The 16,860-nt window shown below is 62.5% G+C and carries 16 protein-coding genes; 7 read left to right on the top strand and 9 right to left on the bottom strand.

Annotation, left to right across the window (positions count from 1 at the left end):
- Positions 1–91 precede the first annotated feature (91 nt).
- Positions 92–391 (top strand): AbrB/MazE/SpoVT family DNA-binding domain-containing protein, encoded by a 300-nt coding sequence (locus BLT08_RS06125; RefSeq protein ID WP_090303948.1) that lies wholly within the window; start codon positions 92–94, stop codon positions 389–391.
- Positions 392–500: 109 nt separating this feature from the next.
- Here BLT08_RS06125 and BLT08_RS06120 read toward each other — a convergent pair whose 3' ends face one another.
- The 5 genes from BLT08_RS06120 to BLT08_RS06100 form a co-directional block, all read right to left on the bottom strand.
- Positions 501–914, bottom strand: coding sequence for a type II toxin-antitoxin system VapC family toxin (locus BLT08_RS06120; RefSeq protein WP_090303856.1), 414 nt, complete (start codon positions 912–914; stop codon positions 501–503).
- The gene (locus BLT08_RS06115) at positions 911–1,216 is read right to left on the bottom strand and encodes an AbrB/MazE/SpoVT family DNA-binding domain-containing protein (RefSeq protein WP_090303855.1); all 306 of its coding nucleotides are present in this window, start codon (positions 1,214–1,216) and stop codon (positions 911–913) included. Before BLT08_RS06115 ends, BLT08_RS06120 begins: the two co-directional genes overlap by 4 nt.
- A 502-nt stretch (positions 1,217–1,718) precedes the next feature.
- Positions 1,719–2,390, bottom strand: a complete 672-nt coding sequence (locus BLT08_RS06110; RefSeq protein WP_245724153.1) for a hypothetical protein — start codon at positions 2,388–2,390, stop codon at positions 1,719–1,721.
- A 100-nt stretch (positions 2,391–2,490) separates the two neighbouring features.
- Positions 2,491–3,318 carry a DUF4330 family protein gene (locus BLT08_RS06105; protein WP_090303853.1) on the bottom strand — a complete coding sequence of 276 codons (828 nt, stop codon included), beginning with the start codon at positions 3,316–3,318 and terminating at the stop codon, positions 2,491–2,493.
- A 349-nt stretch (positions 3,319–3,667) separates the two neighbouring features.
- Positions 3,668–4,162, bottom strand: a complete 495-nt coding sequence (locus tag BLT08_RS06100; protein WP_090303852.1) for an Ig-like domain-containing protein — start codon at positions 4,160–4,162, stop codon at positions 3,668–3,670.
- A gap of 725 nt (positions 4,163–4,887) precedes the next feature.
- On the opposite strand from BLT08_RS06100, the gene BLT08_RS06095 reads away from it, so the two are divergent.
- The 4 genes from BLT08_RS06095 to BLT08_RS06070 all read left to right on the top strand — a co-directional run bounded on the left by BLT08_RS06095 (position 4,888) and on the right by BLT08_RS06070 (position 9,714).
- On the top strand, positions 4,888–5,322 hold the full coding sequence (locus BLT08_RS06095) for a hypothetical protein (RefSeq protein ID WP_090303851.1): 435 nt from the start codon (positions 4,888–4,890) through the stop codon (positions 5,320–5,322).
- A 1,281-nt stretch (positions 5,323–6,603) separates the two neighbouring features.
- Positions 6,604–7,035, top strand: coding sequence for a hypothetical protein (locus BLT08_RS06090; protein WP_090303850.1), 432 nt, complete (start codon positions 6,604–6,606; stop codon positions 7,033–7,035).
- A gap of 1,063 nt (positions 7,036–8,098) precedes the next feature.
- Complete coding sequence (locus BLT08_RS06080; protein WP_090303848.1) at positions 8,099–8,584, top strand: hypothetical protein; 486 nt, start codon at positions 8,099–8,101, stop codon at positions 8,582–8,584.
- A gap of 641 nt (positions 8,585–9,225) precedes the next feature.
- Positions 9,226–9,714: a hypothetical protein gene (locus BLT08_RS06070; protein WP_090303846.1), complete on the top strand. Its 489-nt coding sequence runs from the start codon at positions 9,226–9,228 to the stop codon at positions 9,712–9,714.
- A gap of 381 nt (positions 9,715–10,095) precedes the next feature.
- Here the strand turns inward: BLT08_RS06070 and BLT08_RS06065 are convergent, their stop codons facing one another.
- A complete protein-coding gene (locus BLT08_RS06065; RefSeq protein ID WP_139171276.1) occupies positions 10,096–10,407 on the bottom strand; it encodes a hypothetical protein in 312 nt (103 codons plus the stop codon).
- A 285-nt stretch (positions 10,408–10,692) separates the two neighbouring features.
- A complete protein-coding gene (gene larC / locus BLT08_RS06060; protein ID WP_090303844.1) occupies positions 10,693–12,144 on the bottom strand; it encodes a nickel pincer cofactor biosynthesis protein LarC in 1,452 nt (483 codons plus the stop codon).
- Positions 12,145–12,379: 235 nt separating this feature from the next.
- Between larC and BLT08_RS06055 the strand changes: the two genes are divergently transcribed.
- Both BLT08_RS06055 and BLT08_RS06050 read left to right on the top strand, forming a co-directional pair.
- The gene (locus BLT08_RS06055) at positions 12,380–14,611 is read left to right on the top strand and encodes a CDC48 family AAA ATPase (protein ID WP_090303843.1); all 2,232 of its coding nucleotides are present in this window, start codon (positions 12,380–12,382) and stop codon (positions 14,609–14,611) included.
- Between the two features lie 356 nt (positions 14,612–14,967).
- Positions 14,968–15,324, top strand: coding sequence for a DUF8028 family protein (locus BLT08_RS06050; protein WP_090303842.1), 357 nt, complete (start codon positions 14,968–14,970; stop codon positions 15,322–15,324).
- Positions 15,325–15,343: 19 nt separating this feature from the next.
- Here the strand turns inward: BLT08_RS06050 and BLT08_RS06045 are convergent, their stop codons facing one another.
- Positions 15,344–16,270: a DMT family transporter gene (locus tag BLT08_RS06045; protein ID WP_090303841.1), complete on the bottom strand. Its 927-nt coding sequence runs from the start codon at positions 16,268–16,270 to the stop codon at positions 15,344–15,346.
- A 170-nt stretch (positions 16,271–16,440) separates the two neighbouring features.
- A complete protein-coding gene (locus BLT08_RS06040; RefSeq protein ID WP_090303840.1) occupies positions 16,441–16,806 on the bottom strand; it encodes a DUF7344 domain-containing protein in 366 nt (121 codons plus the stop codon).
- Between the last annotated feature and the right edge of the window lie 54 nt (positions 16,807–16,860).

Raw genomic sequence — 16,860 nt, 5'->3', positions numbered from 1 at the left:
GTGTTTGGGTCCGGCGACGACAACTGTCTCCGGAGACTCGATCCTGTAAGCCCGGGACCATTTATCGATGACCAGCACATAGCGATGAATGATGCGTAAGTCTGAATCGTCGCCCGACTCTGGGACGGCGGTCGTTGCGATCTCGAAGCACGGCCAGGCAATGATTCCGAAGCGGTTCCGAGCGAAACTCGGGATCGACGCGCCGGGGAAGGTACTGTTCCGTGAGACCGAGGATGGAAACGTCGTCATCGAACGGGTCCGATCCGCGACCGAGATGCAGGGATTCGCCGCTCGGAGTGAGGCATCGACGGATGTCTTCGCAACGGATCTCTTCCGAGAGAAGCGAGAGCGGGACCGATCCGAGCGAGACGATCGCTTCCCGCCGCAGTAACGGGACCCGATCGAACGCGTCCGCATTGAGTCAGCGTGAGCAGCGTCCACACTCGATACAAAAACTGGCGACAAGAAGCCCACAGCATAGGGCTGTCCACGGCGACCGATCAGGCTGGTTCGTCACGGAACCGTTCGACGTCCGCCGCGAGATCGTCGAAGTCGTCGTCCGCGCCGACGAGGAGCGTTCCGTCGACGGCGTCGGCCGTCGCGAGTGCGTACGCATCGCCGAGTGCCATCTGATGTGCCTCTTTGAGCGCGGCAGCGGTCTCCCAGCACGCGCGCGGATCGTAGACATCGACGCCCAGCTCCTCGAGTCGCTCGAGACTCCGCCGAACGTCGTCCGGACGGAATCCGACTCGAGAGCCGACGTAGAGGACCTCGGTCTTCGTCACGGGGCTGATGTAGCCCTCGAGCTCCCCCGAGGCGATGCGGTCGATCCAATCTTCGACGATGTCGCTCCCCGGTTCGTCGTCCAGGTAGGCAACGAGCGGCTCCGTATCGAAAACGAGCCGCTCGGTCATTCCACGTCCTCAGCAAACTGCTCTACCACCGCTTCGCCTCGCTGTCTATCTCGTTCGCGCTCGTCGCGAAGGACGGCCGTTGCCGGGCGTTCCTCTTCGCCGTCTCGCTCGAGGCCGCGGAACTCCCGCATCGAGCCGACCGCTCGAACGACGATCTCGCCGTTCTCGTTCTCGACGAACTTCACCCGTCCGGGAGCCGGGATCCCGTGTTTCTCTCGGAGCCGCTTCGGAATCGTTGCTTGCCCCTTTTCGGTGACGGAGACAACTCGCTCCTCACCGGGGCCGTTGGTATTACTGGACATAAGTAATACATTCGGCCAGAATTACTTAGTTCTGTTCTCGGCGTTTCGCCGAGCGTCCTCCCCACCTTCTCGCGACTCGTCGTCAACCCGTTCCGGCGGTTCGAACGCTGCCACAATCCCTTGCCCAACTCGAGTCTCGAGTAACTCCCCAAAACTCGACTGCGACCGAAGCCCGAGGGCGGCCAACCCGGCAACCATAAGCTGCCCGAGAAGCAGCGGCTCCGGGATCGTCGCCCGACCCGTTACGGTGACGGCTCGCGTCAGACCACCGCGCGGTCGGGTGGGACTGAAAGGGGCCGACGCGGTGAGCGAACGCGAAGCGTTCGCGAGGCTCGGGAGAGCGTGCTCTCCCGTTGCTCGAGGAAGGCGGGCGCAGCAAGCACCGAAATGACTGCAAGGAGTGAGGAGCGCAGCAAGCCCCCCGACTCGAGCGCGTTGGGGGCTTTCGGGGTGTGCGTCTCTTCGAGAGTACCATTTCGACGAGTGGAGTACGCCCAAATCGTCACGGAGAATCTTCCGCATCCTGTCGAGACCCATCATCGACACGCTCGGGCGGCTCGGGCGGTTCGAACGCTGCCACAATCCCTCGTCCGACTCGAGTCTCGAGTAACGCCCCTAAACTCGCCCGCGACCGAAGCCCGAGCGCGGCCAGCCCGGCGACCAGCAGCTGTCCGAGAAGCAACGATTGTGAGACCGATCCGACACGTACCATCAGAACCAACGACATGACCACCATGGCCAACACGACCGCACTCACGACCTGAATCGGTCGTGCCCGAATCGCCGACCCAACCCATCCTAAGGCACCCACGACGGTCGACGTTCGACTCCGCGCCGTAAACTCACTCACACCGCGATCCACCCCTCGAATCAGCGGCCCGAACGCTCGCGTCTCGCGGAGATCGATGACGATCACCTCCGGATCGGGCTCCGAGGTGAGCCACCGGTAGGCAAACGACGACTCCACCACGTCTCGACCCTCCGCACCAACACCCACGAGCCGCGACTCACCTCGCCACTGCCTGATCCGATCCCCGAAAGCGACCCCGCTCGAGACCACCTTACTCCCCGAGACCACCGAAAGCGCCCGAGACCCCTCACGCGCGCGCTCGAGTCGACTCCCACCAACGGACTCGTCCCGATTCCGAACGCTCGAGACCCGATCCAAACCCACCTGCACGAACACGGACCCCCCGACTGCCGATCGAACTCGATCACCACCTCTCCTTACCACCCGCAAAACGACCGACCGATCCCGCGCGGACTCGAGCTCGTTACTCAACCGCGGACACCTCGCCCTGAACGTTCATTCCGTCGAAGTTGAGGACGATGGACGAGCCGACGCCGAGTCGCTCACCCCGGAACTCGATGCCGGTCTCGGTTTCCGTCGTCTGCAACTCGACGACCATCGTCACATCCCGATTCTGCGGGTGCTCGCGCTCGTAGATGTTGCCGTCCTCGCTCTGTAAGACGACGGACGCCGGCTCGCTCTCGACGTCCTCGACGGTCGCGACGGTCTCGCCGCGCATCGTCTCGGTCATGCCCTCTCCCAACCCGTCCGCGACGGACGGCCGGACGTTCTCGAGTTCGACCGCCGCCCGCGTGGTGGAGGTCGCCTCGGCGTCCGAGAGCGTCTCCCCCTCCTGGCCGAGGTCCGAAACCGTGCCGGTCGTGGTGTACGTCCCCATATTGAGCTGGATCTCGTTGCCGAGCATGAGCGGATTACCGGCGACCTGGAACCGATCCTCCTCCCGATCCTCGTCCTCGATCCGTTCGCCGTCGACCTCTGCGCGGATCGTTACGTCCGGTTGGCTGCTGTTCCCTTCGTCCGCCGGTGACGGGGTAATTTGAACGTCGGTTACGGTAATCGAGTCCTCGGAGCCGTCGAACGTCGCGACGTCGCCCTCATCCATCCGCTCGACGACGTAGTCGGGCTGGTTCTCGAGTTCGATCGTCGCGTACCGCGTCTCCGACTCGCCGCCGCCCAGGGCCGCAACGACCGCGATTCCCGCGACGACCACGGCGAGTAACACGACGACGACGATCGCGTCGATGACGTTGACGGCTCCGAAGAGGTTCCCGTCGTCGTCGATCAGCGGCATGGATCACTCGAGAGGCGGCCGGCGCGGCGACACGGAGACGTCCGCGATGCCGGCAGTTCGTTCTGCTGGCGATACTCGAGCGAGCCAGCCGCGACCGACCGTCCACTCGCTGTCCCGTTGCAACGTCCCAAAGTAGAAAGTACGCCAGTTGCAGCCTCCCTGTTCGTCCCGCCGTCGCGTCGTCGACTCGACGGAGTGTCATTCCGCGTCGAGCGTCGGAACGGATGCATGCCACCGGCCACACCGTGGGACCACATAATTACCGGATGCTTACGCGACCCGAAACGGTTCTTCCCATCGCCCCCTCGCGGTCCGTCCGTTCGACCGATACGACGACGAACTCCCTCGCTCAACATACTATCGACGTGTCGACGCCGATGCCGCCGTCCCCGAGCGTCATGACCGTCCGTGACTCCTCGCAGTCGCCACTCGGTGGCGTCATCGACACCGAACTCTGACTGGACTCGGACTCCACGGTCGTCTCGTAGGTCCCCGAATCGACCAGGGCGACCTCGAGATACGCCTCGGCCGGAACGTCTTCGGTCCGATCGAGAACGGTCTCCTCGTCGTGTTCGATCTGGATCTCGACCGACCGCTCGTCGTCCGACGCGTTCCGGACGTAGAGCGAGTACGCCGCGTCCGTCTCCGACTCGTCGCCGATCACGATCCGCTCGAGTGGCTCGTCCGCCGACGACTCCCCGTTCGACGTGTTCTCCCCTTCGTCGGCCCACAGCGACTCGTTGTCGGACCCACCGTCCGCGGAATCCGCGGTCCTCCCGAGACAGCCGGCTATGGCGCTGACACAGACACCGGCACCAAGACTGATGATGTCGCGTCGGTTCATGGCCACGGATACAGGATCGAGCGCCAAACACTTTTTTCACGGAAAAGCGACTCTCAAACGATCGTGGCAATCTCGTCCCAGTGAGCCGTGTGTCCGTCGGGCCCTCGAGAACGGGCGCTACGCCTCCGACGGCGACGTTCGAGCGCGCGACGTGTTGGCGAGACACTGAATCGGCGTGCTGAATCGTTCTGGAGGTCGACGACGGCTGTGACGGGGAGCGTCTGCGCTGACGTAACGCAAGTGCCGGCCGGAGACTGCTCCCGCCATCGGATGGGCTCTCGAGAAACCGATAACCCACGATACAGTACGGGCGACGACGATGTCACGTCTCCCGAACGTTCTACGAAACAAGTACTGTTTCATCACGAAAACTGATATGTTAGCCCGTACGAAATAGCATCGGAACCGTTGTCAGCGATCAGTTTCGGGGACGGCGCGGCGAACCGAGGCCGGTGATGAAAAGGAGTAGCGGAGACAGAAATATCAATGTAGAAGTGATAGAATCACACATAAGTAGGGCAGAGACTCGTCGATCGTAACTAATAGTACGTTTTCGACCTGCTAAATCAACGATTCCCACTGAAACTGTTCTCCGGATATAAGTGCATGTCAGTAATTCGTCCCGACTGGGCAACGCGTCTCAGCGACCACAGTGATCTGGGAGCTGTGATGCGTGCCAGACCTAACAAATGAATCGAGCACTCGCAGTTACACTGACGGTAGCAATGGTCGGCGGCCTCATGTTTATGGGGTTCGCAGGAACCGCTGCAGCACAGGATATCAACATCAACACCGACGAGATCACTGCCGGTGACGGTGGCAGCGGTGGCGATGCGGCTGCCGAGACGGTGCAGGACTTCGATCAAACTAACGAAAATGCACAGGTCGGCGTAGCTGACTCCACATCGACTGCGGATTCGCTCGCAGCCGGTTCTGGGGCTGACTCTACTGCAAGCAGTAGTTCCGCTGCTGTCGTCGAACAGGATCAGAACGTCAACCAAGTAAACAGCATTGACGCAGACGCGACCACGATCGCCCTTGGCGGCGATGGTGGCGCTGGCGGTGACGCCGGTGTCGATGTCGGTGTCGATCTCGATTTCGGTGACGACAACGGTGACAACGGCGACAACGATGACAACGACAACAACGGCGACACCTAATCGATAACCGCGCCGATTATCTGACCATTCCCTAACGATCCGAATTTTTTGAGGCGGTCGGTACATTAGAGCCGGTAGTAACCAACAAGCCGATAGCCATTCGCTCCGTAATCGATACTCACATACTAGTGGCCGTAGCCCTATCTCCGTTCACGTTTTCGTGATCTACTTTTCCGCTTACTGCCTGGCGTGTTCCTACGACGGCCGCAACAACCGCCGTCTATTGTGGGCCCCTGGCGTTTCAGATTCGTCGGCGATCGTACTAATCTCTCTGACGTGACTCCACCACCGCACGAGTAATCGAACTATCCACCCCTCGTTCGGCTGACGTGGGAGACTCTCCGGCACTCACCGAGGAGACTCGGTCGCAAACAGCGTCGGGATCCATTCGTTCGAGCGATGTGAGCGAGAGCGGGTCGCAAAGGGCCTCGACGTGTGCCATCGACTGCCGCGGAGCTGCTAGTCTTGTGTTTCGAGAACCAACTACCGCAACTCGCCGTAGATTGGTGCAGTAACCGACGAGCAAAGAACGAGGGACGGCTGACAGCAGACGTATCGATGTACACGAGTACAGAGCTCTCGTGCAGGCTTTTAGAACGCAAAGCGCTCTACGGTCAGCAGATGACTAATTCGACTCACCGTCAGAACGCGATGTGTTCTGGAGATGCCACATCGCCACGGATCGCAGTCGAGGAAACCGTGCTGGAATCGACGGAACTGGTGCCGAATCTCCGCTGCAATCTGAGTTGGTCAATCGTTGAGGCTCCGTTCGGCCGCGGTTTTGCACCGAGTCATCGAGACAGGTCCATCTCTCGAGGCCGTATTTTTCGCCGGCTGTGACTCTTGATCGACGTCTCTCGACTGGGGTCCGGCAGCGTCTCGGAATCTCGCTGCGAGCTCGCGTCCAGGAACGGGTAAAATACGCGTCGATCGCTTTCGACGGCCTCGAGTGGAGTATCGGCCGACGTCGGACGGCGACTCTATCCGTTCGAGCGGGGGTCCGAGTTCGAGTGCCGAAACAGGTGCCTACCCGACGAACACCCGCGAATGGAACCGTATCTGTCCACGTAGGTGAAGAATGCCGAACAGGTAGCAATGGCCCCTCACGCGCAGTGACTACAAAATGGACCGTTCAACCCGTTAAACCGGGTATTCCTCCCCGTAACCGTTCTCCGGGTATAAGTAGGAGTCAGTGATACGTCTCGACTGGTCAACGCGTCGCAGCACCATTGGTACCGGAACCCAGTGTCGCATAGCTGTAATGCGTTCCAGAACGAAACAATGAACCGAGCACTCGCAGTTACACTGACGGTAGCAATGGTCGGCGGCCTCTTATTCGTGGGAGCCGCAGGAAGCGCCGCGGCACAGGATATCAACGTCAACACCGACGCCATCACTGGTGGTGACGGTGGCGATGGTGGCGATGCGGCTGCGGCGACGGTGCAGGAGTTCGATCAGACGAATCAAAACGCACAGGTTGGCGTAGCTGACTCGACGTCGACTGCGGAGTCGTACGCAGTCGGTAGTGGGGCTGACTCTGCTGCAGGCAGCAGTTCCGAAGCTGTCGTCGCCCAGAGTCAGACCGTCAACCAAGGGAACGCCATAGAAGCGAACGCAACCACGATCGCTGTTGGCGGCGATGGTGGCGACGGCGGTGACGCCGGTGTCGATGTCGGTATCGACATCGACCTCCTCCTCGCTGGACTCCTGTAATCGGTAGTCGTAGCGGTTATCGAACCGCCCCTATCATTCCTTTTTTCGCCGGCGATCGGTGCCCCAGAACGCCGTCAATCAGTGAGCGCCCGCTCTCACTCTATGATTCCCAGACTCGAGGAAGGAGCTCGCTGTCGCTCGTCGCGGTGGCTCCGTCGTAATCTATAGAGGTGAGAAATCGGCCGATCGAAGCGGTCTGTGCGTACGAAACACGTCGAACGCAGATTCGCTCGAGTGAGCGGAGAGCGAGGGTGAGCGCCGTGACGGTTGCCGTCTGCCAGTCCACTCGTATCGGCGTTTCGGAAGACGACCGCTCCCCGTTCACTCGAGGACCGGGTACAAAGGAAAATCCGGCAGCGTCGAGCGATTGGCCGCCAGCGAACCCGACGCACCCGAGCGCCGGTACGGATGACGGTCGACGAAACCGCCGCCCATATCACCCGCAGACGGTACCGGCTGTCCACTGTGATCGTCACGAGGCCACCTGATACCGAACTGTTCGATCGTCAAGACCCGGCTGCCAACCGTCGTATCTGGTCGCAAAACACGGCGGTTTCTCGGCTGCCCTGCGTCTCGTCGGCGGCGATAGCTATCCGATCGATGTCTCCCGACTGGCTCCTGGCGCCGTCTCGGCGGCTCGTTGGGGCTCGCGTCGAAAAACGGTTGGGCACGCGAACTGCACGTCGATCGCATTCGGAGGCAGCAACTGGGTTGTCGGCCGGCCGGTGACTGTCGGCTCCATGCGTTCGATCAGTGGTACGGGCCTCGTGTGCAAATGCAGACGCTCATCAGACGAACGACGACGGCGGAGCAACACTCCCGTTCGCGTAACCAAATAGCACCGATCCGAACGTGTATTCTCACGTACAATGACTAAACGGCACTGTTCGATCCGTTAAACCAGCTATTCCTCCCGTAACCGTTCTCCGGGTATAAGTGGGAGTCGGTGATTCGTCCCGACTGGGCAACGCGTCACAGCATCCGCGAGCGATTCGGTGTGCTGTGATGGGTGCCAGACCTAACACAAATGAATCGAGCACTCGCAGTTACACTGACGGTAGCAATGGTCGGCGGCCTCATGTTTATGGGGTTCGCAGGAACTGCTGCAGCACAGGACATCAATATTGACACCGACAACATCACAGCTGGTGACGGTGGCGACGGTGGCGATGCGGCTGCAGCAACGGTGCAGGACTTCGATCAGACTAACGCGAACCAGCAGGTCGGAGAGGCTAGCTCAGAGTCGACTGCAACGTCGGCCGCAGTGAGTGACGGCGACGGACAGGCTGCTGCAAACGACAAACACGACCCGAAGGACAAAGGTGCGGCTGATGACTTCGCTGCCGGTGGCGCTGAGTCCACGGCTGTGTCCGAGTCCACGGCTGCTGTGGGGCAGTCTCAGGACGTCGAGCAGGGTAACGCAATTGACGCAGACGCGACCACGGCCGCTGAAGGCGGCGACGGTGGCGACGGTGGTGACGCCGGTGTTGGTGTCGATGTCAACATCGATGTCGATGACTTCGACAACGGCTTCGGCCTGATCCTGTAATTGGGAGCTGCAACGGTTATTCCAATTTATTTATTTTACCGCACCCCAGAGCGATCAGTGTGACCGAAAACGGCGAGGCGATACGCCGTATCACGTGTGCGGATAGCGAATACCAGCTAACCCCCCGGATCCGCTCAAACTAAACCAACTGACCCGTTCAGACACGTTTCTATCGGCTAGAAACGGACTCCGCAACCAGCCGGCGAGAATCCGAATCAAGACGGCTGTATCTGGATTCCGAACGGCAATACTACCCACTGTCCGGTGGACCTGCGAATTCGACTGCCGCCGATACGACCTCGAGCAGCAGCCACCGTTTCGAACCGTCTCGTACGATGCCGACCGAGAGGTGCGCGGTTGCACGGTCGCTCGAGCTTCCGAACGCCCGTTCGTCATGGGTCGCGAGCCGCGTAGTAGCGACCGAGTACTGGGAAAACGATCCCCACGGTTCAAACCGAACCATCTGCATTGACGAGGTAGCGAGAGATCGCCAGACGACTCGACACGGTCCAACGAACAGCAGTCGTGATCCGGTGTGAGTTTCGCTGTCGATGGTTCAAGGAGTTACGGTTCCCAAACCAAAAGCGACCACGCTCACCGAGGATCACGCCAACGGACAACCCGGAAACCCTGCAACTGATATGACAACGACCGACTTTTCGTGGGGAACGATTACCCACCAGACCGATCCCGAATCGGGCGACACGAACGTCGAAATACTCGCCGAGTCCGAGGGACGCATCTCGCTCTCGGTGACGACAGCCGCCAACGTGGCGGACGCTCCTCCGGCGGAGCGAGCCGACACCGACGCGGAAGCCGAGACGGCGACGTTCCCGTGGGGGGTAGTGGTCCACACGCCCGACGCCGATGCTGGAACCACTACCATCGAGGTGATCACCGACGCTGAAGCCGACGTTTCGGTCTCCATGAGGGCAGTATCCGATAGCGAGACACATTCGGAGTCGACGACGGTGGTTCAGTCGTCAGCCGACGCGACCGCGAACGTCACTCAGTCTACGACGAGTTCGACCACCAGCTCGGTGGTCACCCAGTCCACGACGAACACGTCACAATCGACGAACATTTCGTCCGGAACGTCGATCGATATCGACGACGGCGACGACGACTGAATTCGGTCGTCGTCGAGAACTGTTCGATGGCAGCAGTCGGGCGCTCGAGCCAGTAGCCACTGAAAGTCAATGCACACCTGATCGCACGACAGTAGCGCGATTCGGTACCCGAAGGGCGAGAACCGCGACAAACGAGCGGGGAGGAACGACCCGCGAGCTATGCGATCAGTGTGTAACTCGTTTCAGTTGTTACTATAGCAGCCACGCTATCGCGTGCATCTCGAGGCTCCTGTCTCTTCTCGAGTACCGTCGCAGCTGAGATGGGTGTCGGTCTCGTCGGCACTCACGACACTCCACCCGACAAAAAATGTACGAGAGCACGGCGACCGATTCCGAACGGCCCCTCGCCGACGGTCTCGGACTACGTGTCAACCGACCCCGTCAGATCGCCGGCAGATCCGGAATTTCTGGCGTCACCGGATCGACCGAGATATCCTCGAACGAGTCAGTCCCGTCCGTGGATTCCTCCGTCTCCTCACTGATATCGACCGTCTCCTGTTCGGTGACCTCGCTGATCGTCTCCTCCTCGGTGACGGTCGCGCTCGCCTCCTCCACCGCGTCGTCACCGTCCTCGACGGTCGTAGATTGGGCCGCTGCCGTTCCGGCGCCGCTCAACGCGAGCAACCCTGCCGCAATCGCGATCACGAACACTGTCCGTCCGATCGTTCCGTACCGCTGTGATATCCGTCTCATGGTTGCCTCGAGGGCACCCACACGTCACCCACATCGGACAATAAATCGACAGAACTGTTCGCCGCGCGAACGGCTGCTTTCGCTCCGGAAATCAGTCCGAAAAGGCCCGGCCGTCCGAACGACGGCTGTCGAAGTCACGACCCCTCGGCATGTGGGAACGGCCGCGGCGAGCGAGCCACCGGAACGAGGAGGATACGAGCTGGATAGGGCGCAGTTACGCGCGCATTTCGACACAGACGACGCGCTGCTACGGGCTCCCGATTCCACACGCCGCCGCCTCTTTCACTACCGGCCGTGGTCCGTCAGAGCGTCTCGAGCAGCCGTCTCTGCGCGGTGAATCACCTCGCGAATCGCCACGCCCGTTTCGGCGGCGACGGCCCGCGCGTCGTCGTACTCGGTACTCACGTCGTACACTTCGCCATCCACGTCGCTCGCGATTTTCACCGTCACCTCGTACGTCTCACCCTCGACCTCGAGTTCGACCGTCTCGAACTCCCGACTGGCGATCCAGCGGTGGGTCGCGCCGGCGTCCCGAACGCCGAGCGTTCCGGTCTCTTCGGCCAGCGCTCGAGCCACTCGCTCCCGATCTTCGGGCTTACAGATCACCTTCACGAGGTGGCCGGGCCGGGACTTCTTCATCGTGGCCGGCAGGATCGAGACGTCTCTCGCGCCCGCGTCCGAGAGCGTGTCCTGAAGGCCGCCGAGGACCTCCGGCGTCGCGTCGTCGAGGTTCGTCTCGAGGACGGCGATATCGTCCTTCGCCAGCGCCCCCCGACCGCTGCCGTCGCCGACCAGCGCTCGGAGGACGTTCGGGTGTGGATCGAGATCGTAACCGCCGGCGCCATAGCCCGAGGTTTCGAGGTCGAGCGACGGCAGCGATTCCACGCCGTCGGCGAGGTGGCCCAGGATTGCGGCCCCCGTCGGCGTCAGGAGTTCGGTCTCGACGGGACCGCCACGAAGCGACCAGTCGGCACGCTGGGCGATCTCGACGACCGCCGGCGTCGGGACGGGGTACTCGCCGTGGCTCATCGAGATGCTGCCGCCACCCGTCGCGAGCGGCGTCGTGACGATTTCGTCGGGCCCGAGGTCGTGACACAGCAACACGGCCCCGACGATGTCAGCGATGGCGTCGTCGGCGCCGACCTCGTGGAAGTGGATCTCCTCGAGTGACTCGCCGTGAACGCTCGCCTCGGCCTCGCCGAGCAGTTCGAAGATCGCGAGCGCGTCGCGCTCGATCGCCGGCTCGAGACCCATGTTCTCGACGATCTCGCAGACCTCGAGGTAGCTCCGGTGGGGGCCGTGGCCTTCGGCGTGGACGTGGTCGTCTCCGTCGTCGAGAGAGTGCTGGTGACCGTGTTCGTCCCCGTCGGCGTGGTCGTGACCGTGTTCGTCCCCGTCTCCGTGGTCGTGGCTATGCTCGTGACTGTGTCCGTCTCCGTGGCCGTGAGCGTGATCGGCGTGCTCGTGGGAGTGTTCGCTCCCGTCGTGCTCGTCCGCGTGGCCGTGCTCGGCGTCGTGATCGTGGCCGTCGTGACCGCCATCGTCACGATCGGTCAGGTAGACGTCGACGGTCGTCGAGGAGATGCCGCACTTGACCGTCTCGTCGACCCGGTACTCCACCTCGAGGGCGTCGGTGACGGACTCGAGGGCGTCGGGATCGGCCCCGGCGTCGAGCAAGGCGGCGAGGATCATATCGCCGCTTGCGCCCATGCGGCCGTCGAACGCGAGAATGCTCATAGGTAGGTGGCGGGGTGGCACGGTCAAAAAGGCATCTGCTCGTCGCGAGGACGCCGCCGTATTCGGTGCTTACGCGAACTGTTGGTAGCCCCAAAACCAACCGATGCCGGTACAGCTATGTACGTTCCAGCCACACATACATATGGTAGCACTTAGCATACTATACGGTGAAGGCTAGCAAAAAACCTATCCGCTCACGAAGCGGAGTGAAAGACATCACCGTCTACCCCGAATCATGAATGAAGTTCAACTGGAGGTTGCGAAGGCGTACCCGAACGACTCGGGTCGTGGTATCGCCCGACTCGACCCGGACACGCTGTTGCATTTGAAGCTGAGTCCGGGCGACATCATCGAGATCGAAGGTGCAGACACCACCGCGGCGAAGGTGTGGCGTGCTGACCGGCAGGACTGGAACACCGACACCGTCCGGATCGACGGCTTCACCCGTCAGAACGCCGACGTGGGGATCGGCGAGCGAGTGACGATCCGCAAGGCAGAGGCGACGAAGGCGGACAAACTCACGCTCGCACCCCCCGAAGAGGCGTCGGTCCAGTTCGGCTCCGATGCGGCGGGGATGGTGAAACGCCAGATCCTCAAACGGCCGGTAGTCGGCCGCGACATCGTCCCGGTCATGTCCTCGACGAATCATCCATTCATGCGGTCGCCAGGCCAGGCGATTCCGCTCATCGCCGTCGAGACGGAGCCGGAGGGCGTCGTGTTGATCACCGAGGACACCGACGTCGAACTCCGCGAGGAGCCGATCAGCGGCTTCGAGAAGACCGGCGGCGGGATCACCTACGAGGATATCGGCGGTCTCCAGGGCGAGATTCAACGCGTCCGGGAGATGGTCGAACTCCCGATGAAACACCCGCAGATCTTCAAGAAGTTGGGGATCGAGCCGCCACAGGGTGTCCTGCTCCACGGGCCGCCGGGGACCGGGAAAACCCTGCTGGCGAAAGCGGTCGCCAACGAAACCTCCGCGAGTTTCTTCTCCATCGCGGGGCCGGAGATCATCTCGAAGTACTACGGCGAGTCCGAACAGCAACTCAGGGAAATCTTCGAGGACGCCAGCGAGGAGTCGCCGTCGATCATCTTCATCGACGAACTCGACTCGATCGCGCCGAAACGGGAGGACGTCACGGGCGAGGTCGAACGCCGCGTCGTCGCCCAGCTGCTGACGATGATGGACGGCCTCGAGGCACGAGGCCAGGTTATCGTCATCGCGGCGACCAACCGCGTCGATTCGGTCGACCCCGCCCTCCGACGGCCGGGCCGATTCGACCGCGAGATCGAGATCGGCGTGCCGGACGAAGTGGGTCGCGAGGAGATCCTCCAGATCCACACCCGCGGCATGCCCCTCTCCGACGACGTCAAACTCGGCCACCTGGCCGACGAGACTCACGGCTTCGTCGGTGCCGACATCGAGTCGCTGACGAAAGAGGCCGCGATGAAGGCGCTGCGTCGATACCTGCCGGAGATCGATCTCGACGAGGAGGACATCCCGCCGAGCCTGATCGACCGGATGATCGTCAAGCGCCAGGACTTCCGCGGCGCGCTCAACGAGGTCGAACCCTCCGCGATGCGGGAGGTGCTCGTCGAGTTACCGAAGATCTCCTGGGACGACGTGGGCGGGCTCCACGACGCCAAAGAGCAGGTCCAGGAGTCCGTCGAGTGGCCGCTGAACAACCCCGAGCGGTTCGAGCGGCTCGGCGTCGATCCGCCGGCCGGCGTCCTGCTGTACGGCCCGCCGGGCACCGGGAAGACGCTGATGGCGAAAGCGGTCGCCAACGAGACGAACGCGAACTTCATCTCGGTGCGCGGCCCGCAGCTGCTCAGCAAGTGGGTCGGCGAATCGGAGAAGGCCATCCGCCAGACCTTCCGCAAGGCGCGGCAGGTCTCCCCGACGGTGATCTTCTTCGACGAACTCGACGCGCTCGCACCGGGTCGGGGCGGCGAAACCGGCTCGAACGTCTCCGAGCGGGTCGTCAACCAGCTGCTGACCGAACTCGACGGGCTCGAGGAGATGGAGAACGTGATGGTCATCGGCGCGACGAACCGCCCGGACATGATCGATCCCGCGCTCCTGCGCTCGGGTCGGTTCGACAGACTCGTCATGATCGGCGAACCCGACGTCGACGGCCGAGAGCGGATCCTCGACATCCACACGCAGAACACGCCGCTGGCGGCCGACGTGACCCTCCGCGAGATCGCGGAGATCACGGACGGCTACGTCGGCAGCGACCTCGAGTCGATCGCTCGAGAGTCGGCCATCGAGGCCCTGCGAGAGGACCACGAGGCCGACATCGTCGAGATGCGCCACTTCCGACAGGCGATGGAGAACGTCCGACCGACGATCACGGACGACATCCTCGAGTACTACGAGCAGATCGAAGAGGAGTTCCAGGGCGGCGGCTCCGGCGGGCCCGGGCCAACGGGCCGACGCGGCAGCCGCATCGGCTTCCAGTGAGCTGACGCGCTGTCGATCAACGCCGATTTTTGCGATTTTCGTCGAGTATCCGCTCCCCATTCGACCGCCACCGTACGGTCGGCGAGGATCGCGCTCTCGCTGACAACGAAGTGGCACGGCCCGAACAATACCACGCTGGACTGTACTGTAATCGGGCCTTAGCGACGGTAGATCCCGATTGCAACGCGACGCTGTCACGATTCGTCGCCATCGTCGACTGACCGATCTACGGCCCGAAACCGAAGGTGTTCGTTCAGGGCGCTCTTATCGACGGTGAATTCCTCATATGATTGTCAAACGTTCGTCGCGTTATATGTACTGACCGTCGGATACGTGAGACGAACTCGCCCAAATCGATGTCGAAACCCTCCACTGCCAGCGACTCGGCCGACGCCTCCCTCGAGTCGACGGACGACCAGCACCGCGACGAGCGCGAGCCAACCGGCGACCGGGACGATCCCGACCTCGAGTCGAGTCCCGAACCGTCGACCGGCGACCGGACGCTCGAGGACGTCGCACCCTCAGTCGCGAAACCGATTCGCGTGGCCGGGTTCTGGGGAGCGATCGTGCTCCCGGTGTTGTACCTGCCGTTGCTCGCGGTCGGCCTGTCGACGCCGTTTCAGGCCCTGCTCTTTCTCGCGCTCCTCTCGGTGAACCTCGCTGCGCTGTACGTCGGACACACCCACCGCCGCCGGCAGTCGCGCGATCGGTAACTCGGCCGCCGGACGCCCGTCACTCGCTCGAGCGCCACCGCACCGCGTGCCCGAACTCTTCGCGCAGCGCCTGCCGTTTGACGAGCACGAAGCCGACCGCGATCAGACCGAAGCCGACGACGGTCGTCGCGTCGATGACTTCGCCGAGATAGAACCAGCCGACGACCGCCGCGAATATCGGGGCGACGTAGGAGACCATGTTGATCTCGACGGCCCCCAGTCGCTCGAGCAGGTCGAAGTAGAGGAGAAAGCCGATCGCGCTCGCGACGACCGCGAGATAGCCGAGCGCCCCGAGCGCCTCGGGGTGAGTCCACGCCGCGGGCTCGATCGATTCACCGAGTCCGAGACTGACGAGGTGCATGAGGAGTGCGCCGCCGATCATCGACCAGGCCTCCATCGTCTCGATCGGGAGGTCGGCCTCGATTGTGCGCGTGAGGACGCTCCCCAGCGCGAACGCGGCCGCCGCACAGAAGACGAGCAGCGTCGCGACGACGTCCGCCGTCAGCAGGTTCGACGGGTCCGGGCGAGCGATGATGCCGACGCCGACCAGTCCGACGAGTAGGCCGACGACACCGACCGCCGAGAGCGCGTCCGAAGGGGCGAACACGCGGGCGAACCCGGTGGTCAGCACGGGCGAGAGGCTGACGACGATCGCCGCCGCGGCTGCGGTGGTGTGTTGCTGACCGACGAACAGAAACGCGTGATAGGCCGCGATCAACAAGACGGCGCCGGCGGCGACCAGTAGCCACTCGCTACGCCCCCGCGGGTACCAGTCGTCGACGGCGTAGGCTGCGTACGCGAGCATGAGCACGCCCGCGATGTCGTATCGTAGCGCCGCGAACAACACCGGCGGGAAGTGATCGAGCCCCGCACTGATCGCGACGAACGCGCTCCCCCAGATCGCTGCGAGGGCCAGAAAGAGTCCGAGATTTCGATATCGGCTCACACGGAACGTCTCGCCAGTACCATCCTACGTGTTTCGGTTCGAAACGAACGACGCCGAGACCGAACCGCAGCTCTCGACTCGTGGAAAGGATAATCGAACGCCTCTCGAGCGTCGGCAATCCGTCGAAAACGGCGGCGACGCGAAACTCCTTGTCGAACGAAGACGCCGGCTCAGAGCGGGGGTAGCTCGCGAATCTCGGGCTCCGCTTCGGTCTGCTTGAACTGCTCTAACAGCGGCTTGATCTCCTCGAAGCCGTCGGTGAGCACGATGTCGCCGCTTCGCAGGTCGTACTCGATGATGTCGTAATCGGCGAGTCGTGGCAGGTGGTTGTGCACCAGCGAGACGTAGACCCGCTGTCTGGTCTCCTTGTCGATCTCCGCCGGACGCACGTCGAGCTCCCAGGCTGCGATCCCGGTGACGACGTCCTCGATGTTCGCGTCTCGGTGTTCCACCAACTGGTACAGCAGGAACCGGCGCTCGGACTCGGCGAGGAGGGAACAGGCGGCTTCCATTCGGCTGGCGCTCGCGTCGTTCATACCCGTACAACAGCCTGGGCCATATTACACCTGCTGCCAACACAGATTGGCTCC

Origin of the sequence: Natronorubrum texcoconense, from assembly GCF_900100335.1 — an archaeon.
Lineage (GTDB): Archaea > Halobacteriota > Halobacteria > Halobacteriales > Natrialbaceae > Natronorubrum > Natronorubrum texcoconense.
The sequence above is the reverse complement of the archived record's forward strand: the minus strand, read 5'-3'. Positions and strand labels throughout refer to the sequence as shown.